Below are 10893 nucleotides of genomic sequence, written 5' to 3'. Positions count from 1 at the left end.
TTGATGCACCGACAAGATATTATCCGAACCTGGGGTGACTTCAGATAAATTGAAGCCGAACCAGCAAGATTTTGTCCGAACCCGGGGTTACTTCGGACATATTGAAGCCGCTCTGGCGATTCTTTGTCCGAACTCGGGGTTACTTCAGACAAATTGAAGCCTCATCGTCAATCTGTTGTCCGAATTCGGAGTGACTTCAGACAGATTGAAGCTCCTCTGGCGGGCTTTTGTCCGAACCTGGGGTGACTTCAGACAAATTGAAGCCTCTCCGGCGAGCTTTTGTCCGAACCTAGGGTGACTTCGGGCAAAATGAAGCTCTTCCGGCGATTCTTTGTCCGAACCCGGAGTGACTTCAGACAATTTGAATCCGCACCAACAGTCTTTTGTCCGAACCTGGGATGACTTCAGACAGATTGAAGCCCTATAAAAGAGTGAGCAATCAGTATTGTGCTCGAAATTTGTTAAACGGGCCCAAATGTATCAACAACTTAAAAAACAGAAAAAAGAGAGCCAATTCAGCTCTCTTCATCCATTCATTTCCCGATATTCTTTTGGAGAAACTCCTTCAACATCCCGGAACACCCTCGCAAATTGTTTAGGGTTTTTGTATCCAACCATCTCACTGATTTCCAATATTTTAAAATCTGTCTCTTTCAGCAGCCGCTTTGAACTTTCTACTCTGACCATTTTCAAGTAGTCGACGAAGTTTTGTCCAATATACTCCTTGAACATATGGCTGAAATAGGAATAATTCAATGAAATGTAATTGGCGACTACGGCCAAGTTCAAATCCTTATGATAATTTTCCCTAATATACGCAATTGCCCGGTCCATGTACTTTTGCTCTGAATACACAGCTTTCACCTGTTTATTGTATTCATGGATTCTCATTAGCAAATCCTCGAGGGCATGGAAGTATTCATGGAAGTTTTCAAAGTTATAGATGTTATCTATCTTATTTAAAAGCTCGAACGTTACAAGAGATTCTTCCCCCAACCGCTTGAAAAAAACTTTAAAGATCGTTTCATTGATTTCCATGTTAAGGTTTTCAAGATAGTTGATGCTGCTGTGAGCAATGACATCAAAGTCCATAACCTGTCTCAGGATTGCTTTAATTTCCATTTCACGTTCAGTTCCTAGCATATTGGAAATTTTATTGATCAGGTCAGCCGGGAGAGAGTTTACGTCCGGTTTCTCTTTAATATTTTCATATAAAATGATCTGACGACGCGGATAAAGGAAATGATACTTGATCGCTGTTGCTGCCTGGCCATAAGTTTTTTTGAATTCCCTTATATCCTGCTCCTTTTCGCTAATTCCAATGGTAAAAATCGAATGCTTGTCCCTGCCAAGCTGTTCTTTCAGAATGGAAAATTGCTCGAAGTCTGCTGTAATAATCGTCACTCGGCCGTCTTTATCAAGAAATGGAATACTGTCAATGCTTGAATGGAGCAGCTCATTGATCTTATTAAGAAAGTCCTCTCCATCTATATCTCCATCCAGCTGAACGATTCCCACATAGTATCCGTCCGGATAAGATTCTATTTTCATTTTCCTATAAAGATCTTCTACAACTTCTTGTTGAATATTAGGATTAAGCAAAATGTAATTCAGTTGACTCGCACGATAATCATCCAGGTGCTGGAAGGTCATTTTCTGGCTGTTTTCCAGTTCTTCTATGATGGTATTCAAAGTATTGAATAACTCCGCCCGGTTTACCGGCTTCAATAAGTAATCCTTTACCTTATGTTTGATCGCTTCCTTGGCATACGTGAAATCATCGTATCCGCTGAGGATCACAATCGATGTTTCAATTTCTTCTAGCTGCTGGAGCTCTTTGATTAATTGAATACCATCCATCCTTGGCATTTTAATATCAGTGATAACGATATCAGGCTTATTTTCCAATATACTATCAAGGGCTTCCTGTCCATCTGAAGCAATGAATGTTTCAAAATCTGGATATTCACGCTTGATCATTGCCTGTATACCCAATCGGATATTTTTCTCATCATCTGCTATAAGAACTTTATACACTTTGGCTTCCTCCTTTCATGATTTTACAAGGCATTTTTACAGTCACCATTGTGAATTCGCCTTTCTCACTTGTAACAAACACTCCATACTCTGTTCCGTAGTAAAGCTGGATTCTCTCATTCACATTGTGGATACCTATGCCATTTCCACCTTTAGAATCGGATTTTTGATTTTTTACCCCTGTTTGAATGGATAAGTTGAGCGATTCACACTCCTCTTTTGTCATCCCCACACCATTATCTAAGATCTCAATGATGATATAGTCCTCTGAACATCTCGCATTCACTTGCAAGATGCCTTCGTTTTTCTGGTCGTTTGGAATGATTCCATGTTTAATGGCATTCTCAATGATCGGCTGCAGCGACATCTTCAGAACTTCCTGATCATGTAATTCTTGGGGAACATCAATATTCAAGGTTAGTAATCCATCCAAACGCAAATTCATAATGTCCACATAGTTCTTTATATAATTCAACTCTTCATCAAGCACTACAAAGTCATTCTTCCATTTTAGATTATAGCGCATCATTTCTCCAAGGGAAGTCACGGCATCAGAAATAGGGTACTGCCCTTCTATTTCTGCCATCATCTTGATGTTTTCCAATGTGTTGTATAGGAAGTGCGAATCAATTTGGGTTTTCAACGCCTTTAATTCTGTTTCTTTTGCGGTTGCCTGCTTATTGACAGCTTCGGCTATCAATCCATTCATCTTACCAAGAAGACTTTTGAAATGAAATGCCAGCTCAGAAATCTCATCTTGTCCATCAATTTCAACATCTACAGAAAAATCGCCTTGTTCTACCTGCTTCATTGAATCTTTCAATTTGTACATTTTTTTCAGTAGCAGTAAAACCAATACATAGGTGACAAAAGAAAGAATAATAACAAGGAAGATGATGCCGCTGAAAATAACATTCCTAGTCTTTGCCGTTTCAGCATAAAGGCCTTCAAGGGAAATAACATTCAGCAGGTATGCATCCAAATCATCAATATAGGCAGTAATGACAAGATACGGAGTTTCATTGTTTTCAAATTGAAAACTGCCAGTGCCTTCGTGTTTTGATTTGTTGAATTTAAGTTTCAGATCTTCAGTATCAATTCCCTCGTCTTCAAAGTAGGTGTGATGGAAATTCCTGATCATGTTGTTATCCTTATCAATGACCACATAGACCGAATCAGGGTCCTGTACACTTCCGAACATCTTAGGGAAAAAGTTTTTAAGGAACATATTGATTTCAATGATGCCTAAATGTTCATCCTTTGGGTAATCCAATTCCCGTAACAATGAAATCTTCGCTGTGTTTTGCGATGGAAGTCTTTCAAGGACATCATCGGTCTGCTGGTCGAACCACCATACCTCCATCCCATTCCTGTTGATGACCTCTTCTCTCCATGGCTTTTCCATGATTCGATCCTCTTTAAAGAGAATCGGCCACATCTCGGTTATATATGGATTGGTGGTATACAGGCGGATATTTTCAATCGCTGGGTTATTAGCCTGCAGCCTTGTCACATTCGACAACTCGTTCATTCTGAAATCAATTAATTGATCAATATTTGCTTCGTTCCTGCTTTTAACAAAGTCTATGAATTCTATATCAGACACGACCATTTGAGCCGTTCGTCTCATTGATTCAATATTATTTTTAATATGGATTTTCTCGATTTCAAGAGCATTTTCACTTTTAATCCTGATTTCATTGATTGCCCTGTCATACACGTTACTGGAATAAATAGAAATGAAAATGATAATAGGAATAATGATAATAAGGATATATAAGGCAATAAGCTTTTGTTGCAGGGAAAGTCGATCTACAGCTTTGTTAATTGTTTTTTGAAAATCCATATTTTTCACATCCATCATTTGTCCGCTTAAAAGAATTATAAATGATATTCAATATTAATATTGTGGTAAAGTGTTTCAATTTGATGAAGTTATTTTGTGTACTCAAACGCAGTGATTCTTGCCTGTATGCAAAAAGAGGAATAGACTGCCCCCTCAAGAAAATTAATTTCAAGAGGGAACAGTCTTTCCATAGTTATTTATTTTGCTGCATCAAGTTTCTCTTTGTTCTTTTCATAGATTTCCTGCTGATACTTTTCAACTTTTTCAAAACCGAAAGAATCACGTTTCTTCATGAAGCCTTCAAAGATTTTATCGAACTCTTTATCAGATTTAGCTAAAAGAAGCTTAGGAAGAGTTTTGCCCCATTCCTGTGCAATCTTGCTTGCTGCTACACCTTCTGCAGAAGTTCCAGTCGGGCTGATGCCGTCGAATTCAGCATAGCTGACTGTCTTTCCTTTCGTCCAGTCTTCCATTTGCTTGAATGGCTCAGAAGCAGGCGGTGCCCAAGCAAGGCTCATGTTTGTATCCATAAGCATCCAGTATTTGAATGAAGCTCCATACTGCTGGTCAAATGCTGCGCGGTCCTTATTTAATAGGTCCAATATCTCTGGCTTGAATTCAGGCTTGCCGTTAACCATGTCATACGTTTCGCCTTCTTTACCCATGTAAAGGTCCATTTGTCCTTCTTCACTAATCATATAAGTCAAGAATTGAATTGCTCTTTCTTTGTCTTTAACGTCTTTAGAAATCAAAGTCACTGTCCAGCCTGAGATGCTGTCACCTGCTAATGCAGGGCCGTCTCCGTTAGAGTTCGCTGGGCCGTCAACTGCGATATACACTGAATTAGGATCTTTTGCATACAATGCGTGCTGCTGTGCTGCAAGGTCACTGCGCTGGTAAAGCATTGCGAAGTAACGGCCTTGTGAAATTTTCTCTTCCATTTGTGGACGCTTGTCGATGAAGATATCCTTCGCAAGAAGTCCTTTGTCATTTGCTTCTCTGAAAGTCTTTAACCATGCAAGATACTCAGGATCCTGGCTGCGGTCATACACTTTTCCGTCTTTCTCCATAGGGATATTCAGGAAGTTTTGCAGATAACCTTCAAGAGAAGTATTACCTACATCAGTAAACTCATTCAAACCAAATGGAATCAATGGAGCACCGTTCACTTCAGGGAATTCCTTCTTAGCAGCTTCAAGAGCCTTCAAGAATCCTTCTGGAGTGCTCATATCTGGGCTGCCAATTGCTTCATACATATCTTTTCTAACAAGGAAAGTCTGGTTAGAAGGCTTAAGGTCTTTATATTTGTCGAAATCCTTTGGTGAAGAAGAAGCATTCGGGTAGCCATACGTGTTGCCATCTTCTTGCTTATACCATTCGATTTTCGCTCCATCTGCTACTTTATAAAAATATGGATCATACTGATCTGCAAGTTCATTTAATGGAAGGACAAGCTCGCCTTCGATCATCTTCTTAACTGCATCTTCCCACCAGCCGATTGTGATGAAATCAGGCAGTTTGCCAGAAGCGATCATCGTGTTCATTTTCTCTGCTTCGTTTCCTGCTGGTGAGATAAAGTTAACTGACACACCAGTTTTATCCGTTACGTATTTGGAAACAGCATCGTCGCCCCATTTATGCGCGAACCATGAAAAGTTAACGTACCAGTCAAACGTAATTGGATCCTTATTATCTTGCCAGCCAGGTGCATCAGCACTTGCCTTCGGTTTATCTGCTTCTTTCTCATCGGAAGCGTTTTCATTTGTCTTGCTGGAACAGCCTGAAAATAATGCTAAAACCAATGATAGAACAAGCAATAATGAAAAGCCTTTGGAAAAGAATTTTTTCCTCATTTTTTGACCCTCTCTCTTTTGTGTTATTTTGGGCCACATTACTAAATGTACACTGCTTTGAAAAAGCGGGAAAGGCTTTTTTCTTAAGTACCAGCCTTTCCCAAGGTCAGAAGGGGGTATCCTTCATGAATAAAGCAAGACATATCAATAATGAAGCCTGGATTATTTAAATTTCTTCAGTGAAGAAAAATTTAAATCGAAGTTTAGTAGATCAACCTTTTACTGATCCAATCAGCATTCCTTTTACAAAGTACTTTTGCAGGAATGGATAGACTAACATGATTGGAAGTGTTGTCACAACCATCGTTGCCAGTTTGATAGACTGGGATGTGACTGTCTTCGTGGCAATCGATCCTGCTGCATTCGTCATCATCTGATTTGAACTGGACTCAGCAACAACCTTGTATAAATACGTCTGGATTGGCTGCAGGTCTGGATTATTTACAAAGATGACTCCGGCAAAGTAGTCGTTCCACTGATATACTCCCTGGAACAATGCGATTGTTGCAATAACCGGCATTGACAGAGGAATGATTACTTTTATAAAAATCTCAAAGTCATTTGCTCCATCTATCTTTGCTGCTTCCTCCAGAGAAGTTGGCAATTCCCTAAAGAAAGATACAAAGATGATTAGATGGAAGAAGTTAAACATTGTTGGAATGATATATACTAGGAAGTTATCAAACAATCCAAGATCCCTGATTAATAGGAAGTAAGGAATCAATCCACCGCTGAAAAACATTGTGATGACACCGACCAGCATGTAGAAGTTCCTGCCGTAAAGGTCTCGTCTCGAAATGGCATAAGCAACCATTGCTGTAAAGAATACGTGTGTGATTGTTCCGATAACCGTTTTGGCAATTGTTACGCCAAATGATGTGACAATACCCGGTGTTTCAAACACAGCCTTGTAGTTTTCTAATGTAAACTCTCGAGGCCACCAGTAAATCCCGCCTCTCATAGCATCAACACCATCATTCAGTGAATTGACGAGAACATACCAGATTGGGTAGATCGTAATGGCACATATAAAGAGCATGATGAGAATGTTAATGTTGTCAAAGATGTATTCGCTTGTTGTTCGCCGGTTCCGTTTAAAAAGTTTAAACACAACCTCACCCCCTTAGAATAAAGATGTTCCATTCAGTTTCTTGACAATCTTGTTAGCAGACAGGAGCAGGATAAAGGCAATGATTGCTTTCAATAAACCGACTGCTGTTGCATATGAGTAGCGTGCATTTTGCAGACCCATCTGATAGACATAAATATCAATTACATTACTGGCGCTTTCATTCAACGAGTTACGCAGAATCAAGATCTGGTCGAAGTTTGAATTTAAGACACCGCTTACAGCAAGGATGAAAAGAATTGTGATTGTCGGGCGAATTGACGGCAATGTTACATGCCACATCTTTTGGAAACGATTTGCTCCGTCAATCGTAGACGATTCGTATAGTTCTGGGGATACACCAGCAATTGCTGCAAGATAAATGATTGCTGACCATCCAAGTTCTTTCCATATATCTGAGAGAATGACGATTGCCCAGAAGTTATCAGGTGAAGCAAGGAAATTCGTACGTTCACTGATCAACCCTAAACCTAGCAAAATATCGTTTAAGACACCGATATCTGCGAGCCAAGTTGTCAAAATCCCTCCAAGTACAACCCATGAAATGAAGTGCGGCAAGTAAGAAATTGTTTGAACCGCTTTCTTAAGCTTCATTGATGTGAGTTCATTGAGCAAAAGAGCAAATATGATTGGAAGCGGGAACCCGATGATTAATTTAATCAAGCTGATTCCGAGAGTGTTTTTCAGGACGATCCAGAAATTCTCATCCTGCAGGAATTCCTTAAACTGCATCAATCCTACCCATGGAGCTTCTGAGATTGTCTTGATGATGCTGTATTCCTTGAATGCGATGATCAACCCATACATTGGGATATAGTTAAAGATGAACATCCAAACTACACCAAGAAGGGCCATCACCTGCAAATACTTTTGAGAAATGATTGTCTTTTTAATTTTTTTGTATTTTTCTTTTTTTGTTGGCTCTACCATTATGGTGTCACTGACTTGTTGTTCGACTGGCTGTTGAATCTTGACTTCCATTTCTTCACCACCTTAGTTGCTGTTGTCTTTCTTGTACCTTTATCATAAAAAAAAGGGCTTACATTTATAAGCCATCGAATTTTGCTTATGGTACCAATTTTTTAGTTTTAGGTTTATAGAACAAAATATTGATACCATCATGTTGTTATCGTTTTCATAGAAGTGGATAAAAGTTTGAGTTGGGGAACTGCAGGATTTACAAAAAAACAGGCCCGCAGTCCTTTTAAATGGACCACAAACCTCAAGGTTGGATTTTCGTCCTCAAAAAGGATACTCTAATCGTAGGCTTTTTAAATCGATGTTATGGGAAAGGAATATATCATGATTGCGAAAACAGAAGAAGATTTTAACGGATTAAAAGAAATTGGCAGAATTGTCGGCTTGATACGGGAAGAATTAGTTGGGAAGACTACACCAGGTATCACCACGAAGGAGCTTGATGATATTGCGGGCAGGTTGTTTGAAGAGCATGGGGCGATTTCAGCACCGAAGGGAGAATACAATTTCCCCGGCTATACATGTATAAGTGTGAACGAAGAGGTGGCACATGGGATACCAGGCAGCCGTGTGATCAAAGAAGGCGATATTGTTAATATCGATGTTTCTGGCTCTAAAAATGGTTATTTTGCTGACACTGGAATCTCATTTGTCGTGGGCGAGGGTGATCCTATTTTAACCAAGATATGCGAAACAGCCATCGAGGCCTTTGAAGCAGGTTTGAAAAAAGCGAAACCAGGTTCGAAGAAGAGCGGACTTGGCAAGGCAGTTATGGCAACTGCGAGAAAGAATGGACTAAGAGTTATCAAAAACCTTACCGGACATGGAATCGGCCGTACAATCCATGAAGCACCCGATCATATTTATAATTATCATGAGCCATGGGATGACGAGCTTTTAAAAGAAGGAATGGTCATCGCTTTTGAACCATTCATCTCAACTCGTGAGGAAGAAGTCTTTCAAAATGATAATGACGAATGGACCTATGTAACAGAAAACAGCTTCGTAGCTCAATGTGAGCATACCATCATTCTTACTAAAAACGGGCCGGTTGTGATTACCAGATAGAACGCACTTCTTTCGATTGGAACCCTTGCTGCTGCGAGGGTTCTTTTTTTGTGCTCGAAATCAGCTCCCCCTTCTTGAAAGCCAGTCTGACAGCTGCAAGCCTGCTTCTGTTCTGAAATGCTTTCCTTTAATTCGAAAAATACTAAAAACTTTATTGACTTGTGAAGAGTAAGTATATATAGTAGTGTGTATTATTCTTCTTTTGGGGTCTAGTTTCAATTCTCTTGTGATAGATTGAACATAGTTTTCCCTGTCTTTCTAATAGCTAGTTGGAAACGTGCCCTCTGCGTATACAATTACGCACAGTTATACGGTTTCCTCTTTATAGAAATTCCTCCATACCCAACTGAAGAAAGCTTGAATCAGAATTCACTACACCAAGAAGAGGAGACAAGTGTATATGCAGCAAAAAATATCGTTTTCAACCTATGCCCTGATTGGAACCATGCTATTTGGAATGTACTTTGGAGCCGGGAATTTGATATTCCCAATTCAATTAGGGCAGCTGGCAGGCACAAACTTCTGGCCAGCATTAATTGGATTCCTTGTAACAGCCATCGGCCTTCCTTTTTTAGGCATATTGGCGATTGGCCTTTCGGGAAGTACTGGCCTGCGTGATTTAGCCAGCAGGGTGCACCCTATTTTTGGCATCGGCTTTGCAACGGTTCTCTACTTGACAATTGGACCCTTTTTTGCGATTCCAAGAACAGCCACTGTCCCGTTCGTCGTTGGTTTTGAACCCTACATTGCTCCAGGACAAGCAGGTTTGTGGCTGGGGATTTTCAGTTTCGTTTTCTTTGCCATCGTTTACTTTTTCTCACTGCATCCTGCCAAGGTGATGGACTACATTGGAAAATACCTTACACCCGCTTTTCTCGTATTCTTATTTTTATTAATTGGGATTTCCGTCATCAAGCCCATGGGCAGCTTTGGAGAACCGAGTGGTGCTTATGCAAACTTAGCTTTTATCACAGGATTCAAAGAGGGATATAATACGATGGATGCCCTTGCATCCCTGGCATTCGGTATTGTTGTCATTAATGTCATTAAAGGGCAAGGAATAACCAGTACAAAGGATATTGCCAGGGCTACCTTGAAATCAGGTATCTTCGCAATGACATTGATGATGCTGATATACGGACTTATAACGTATATGGGGGCTTCCAGCGTATTGGCTATTGGAACATTCGAGAATGGCGGACAGATTTTTTCAGCGGTCGCCAAACACTATTTTGGTCCATTCGGTTCCATTTTGCTAGCTATCATCATTGTGCTAGCATGTTTAAAAACAAGCATTGGGCTAATCACGGCCTGCAGCGAGTTTTTTCATGATCTATTGCCAAAGGTTTCATATCAAAGGTTTGTACTTCTTCTATGCATCGTTTCTTTCACAATCGCAAATTTTGGTTTGAACAATATCATCCAATTTGCTGTACCGGTTTTGATGTTCCTGTACCCATTAGCGATCATCCTTATCTTATTAACTCTGATATCACCGGTTTTCGGAAATAAGCAAAGCGTATACGCCGCTTCAATAGCGATGACATTCTTCGTGAGTTTTTTTGATGGCTATAGCGCATTAGTAACTAATCTGCCAAATACAAATATTTCTTTATTCAATTCTGTTACGTCAATATATGTAGAGCATCTTCCACTATACGAAATTGGACTTGGCTGGATCATTCCCGCGTTACTAGGTGCAGTCATCGGTTATATCTTGCCGAAAGCTCATTTACCCGTAAAAAAATACCAAAAAGAACTGTAGATTTCTCTGCAGTTCTTTTTCTTTTCTTTGTTTTTCGGTAATCATTTTTTTAAATTCTTGAAGTGGATTCAGAAGCAAATCATTTATTTAGTTTCCTTTGAGCTTTTAATGCTACCTTTTCAAAACCATTTCCTCTTTCCTCTGCAAATTCAATATCAGCTTTTGGAAGAGCTTTATCATGCTTAGGTTTACTTTTAGCCAAATTTTTCACCCCTCT

The 10893-nt window shown here is 39.8% G+C and carries 8 protein-coding genes; 2 read left to right on the top strand and 6 right to left on the bottom strand.

The features are described from left to right. Positions 1-525: 525 nt before the first annotated feature. From TY49_RS18055 to TY49_RS18035, 5 genes are all read right to left on the bottom strand, one after another. The gene (locus tag TY49_RS18055; protein WP_041967304.1) at positions 526-2037 is read right to left on the bottom strand and encodes a response regulator transcription factor; all 1512 of its coding nucleotides are present in this window, start codon (positions 2035-2037) and stop codon (positions 526-528) included. Beyond that, positions 2030-3883, bottom strand: coding sequence for a sensor histidine kinase (locus TY49_RS18050; protein ID WP_198135649.1), 1854 nt, complete (start codon positions 3881-3883; stop codon positions 2030-2032). Before TY49_RS18050 ends, TY49_RS18055 begins: the two co-directional genes overlap by 8 nt. A 197-nt stretch (positions 3884-4080) precedes the next feature. Next, positions 4081-5736 (bottom strand): type 2 periplasmic-binding domain-containing protein, encoded by a 1656-nt coding sequence (locus TY49_RS18045; RefSeq protein WP_041967302.1) that lies wholly within the window; start codon positions 5734-5736, stop codon positions 4081-4083. 211 nt (positions 5737-5947) lie between these two features. Next, positions 5948-6775 (bottom strand): carbohydrate ABC transporter permease, encoded by an 828-nt coding sequence (locus TY49_RS18040; protein ID WP_084135538.1) that lies wholly within the window; start codon positions 6773-6775, stop codon positions 5948-5950. Between the two features lie 84 nt (positions 6776-6859). Beyond that, positions 6860-7795 (bottom strand): ABC transporter permease, encoded by a 936-nt coding sequence (locus TY49_RS18035; protein ID WP_041967310.1) that lies wholly within the window; start codon positions 7793-7795, stop codon positions 6860-6862. Between the two features lie 372 nt (positions 7796-8167). Here TY49_RS18035 and map point away from each other — a divergent pair, with 372 nt between their 5' ends. Next, positions 8168-8911 (top strand): type I methionyl aminopeptidase, encoded by a 744-nt coding sequence (map, locus tag TY49_RS18030; protein WP_041967309.1) that lies wholly within the window; start codon positions 8168-8170, stop codon positions 8909-8911. Positions 8912-9311: 400 nt separating this feature from the next. Then, positions 9312-10676, top strand: a complete 1365-nt coding sequence (gene brnQ / locus TY49_RS18025; RefSeq protein ID WP_041967300.1) for a branched-chain amino acid transport system II carrier protein — start codon at positions 9312-9314, stop codon at positions 10674-10676. Positions 10677-10755: 79 nt separating this feature from the next. Here brnQ and TY49_RS25460 read toward each other — a convergent pair whose 3' ends face one another. Then, on the bottom strand, positions 10756-10878 hold the full coding sequence (locus TY49_RS25460) for a hypothetical protein (RefSeq protein WP_269745769.1): 123 nt from the start codon (positions 10876-10878) through the stop codon (positions 10756-10758). Positions 10879-10893: the final 15 nt, after the last annotated feature.

Source organism: Mesobacillus selenatarsenatis SF-1, assembly GCF_000813125.1.
Classification (GTDB): Bacteria; Bacillota; Bacilli; order Bacillales; family Cytobacillaceae; genus Mesobacillus; species Mesobacillus selenatarsenatis.
This window is presented reverse-complemented; position numbering and strand designations above follow the sequence as displayed.